A 1,463-nucleotide genomic window follows, 5' to 3' on the forward strand; every position below is an offset into this window, starting at 1 on the left:
AGCAAGACCGTCGGCAGCGCTTTTGGCGGTTCTGCCTGTGCGGCGCCGTCCTCGGCAGCCTTCTTCTTGACGGCGAACTCAAGGGTGTCGAGGCGGCCTTCGGTCTTGCCGGTGGCCAGGAACCAGCCGGCGCTCATGTCCATGTCGGCCTTGGCGGAGAGCTTGCCCATCTTCATGGTCACGCCGCTACGCGCGTCGCTGAAGTCCAGGCCAGGCACGGTCAGGTCGTAGCGCGCCTGGGTGCGCGCGGCGTTCACTTCCAGGCGGGCTTGCACGCCTTGCCAGTCGAGGCGGCCCTTGCCTTCTTCGACCAGCTTGGCGGGCGCGACGGTCAGGTCGGTCGTGAAGGCGCCGCCGAAGCCGACCTTGGTGCGCGCGCTCAGGGGCTTGGCGTCGCCGAACAGCTTTTTCGCCTCGGCCTGCGTCTTCTCGTCGAGCACCAGTTCGCTGTCGATGGTGGCTGCCGCCAGCGTGCCGCCGGCCAGCGGGCCGTGGTGGATGGTGTCGCGGATGGTCAGGCGCAGTTGCTTCGGCGGCTTGATGCCGGGGCCTTCCTCTTCGTCTGCTTCAGCTTCCTCGCCCTCTGCGGGCTTGTCGGCAGCGGCTGCTGCTGCCGGGGCGGCGGTATCGGTTGCGCAGCCGATTTCCAGCGTCACGGTGCTGACGGCGCCGAAGAAGCCGCGTTCGTATTTGCGCTCAGTCACGCGCACCAGCGCGGTCTGTTTCGGCAGCTCATCGAAGGCGATGTCGTAGCGCGACTTGATCTGCGTGCCGGCCCACCAGGTGCTGCCGCCGTAGGCGACGGCGATAGCCGCGGCCAGGACTCCCAAAACTACTTTCTTGTTCAAGATTTGCTTTCTTTTTGCGAATGAACGGATAGGCCCCCTGCGCCATATGGACAAAGGCTCGGGGCCGCGCTGCTCCCACAGACAGCGCCGCGCGATGCTAACGGAGTTGGCCGGCACGCCGAGACATCGCCCGCGCCTGCGAGTTCTCTATACAATCGCGCGGGGCGCCGCACGTTCCTGGTGGGCTTTCGGGGGTATAACCCCGGGGTTCGCCACTGGCGAGCACCCCGACAACGGGGAGTCTGCGCGGTCTGAAAGCCGCAAGTGGCTCCCATGGGAGGAGACACCCAGTGAAAGCGCGTTCCAGTTCGACCAAGGAGCCAGTCACCGTGAAGAAACCCGCCGCCAAGGCCACGCCAGCACCCAAGCCCGCCACAAAGAAGGCGCCGGCTGCGAAGCAGGCTGTACCTGCGGCCAAAAAGGTTTCCGCCACCGCACATGGCTCTGCAGCGAAGGAGAAAAGCGCGCCGTCCAAAAAGCCCGCAGCACCACCGGCCAAGGCCGCGACCGCTGCGACCAAGAAGTCCGCCAAGCCTTCAACTGCCGCCACCAAGACCGCAGGCGCGGGCTCATCGTCATCCAAACCCGTCGGCCGCCCTGCTGCCTTTATTTCTG

General features: G+C 66.1%; 2 protein-coding genes. One reads left to right on the forward strand and one right to left on the reverse strand.

The window, feature by feature from the left end:
- Positions 1-848 (reverse strand): DUF945 family protein (locus ACSFA2_RS25405; RefSeq protein WP_435458108.1); only part of this gene is annotated, 848 nt, incomplete at its 3' end.
- 290 nt (positions 849-1,138) lie between these two features.
- On the opposite strand from ACSFA2_RS25405, the gene ACSFA2_RS25410 reads away from it, so the two are divergent.
- The coding region (locus ACSFA2_RS25410) for a hypothetical protein (protein ID WP_435458109.1) at positions 1,139-1,463 on the forward strand (325 nt) is incomplete at its 3' end.

The sequence above is a fragment of the Variovorax cryoconiti genome (assembly GCF_051216395.1).
Taxonomy (GTDB): Bacteria; Pseudomonadota; Gammaproteobacteria; order Burkholderiales; family Burkholderiaceae_C; genus Variovorax.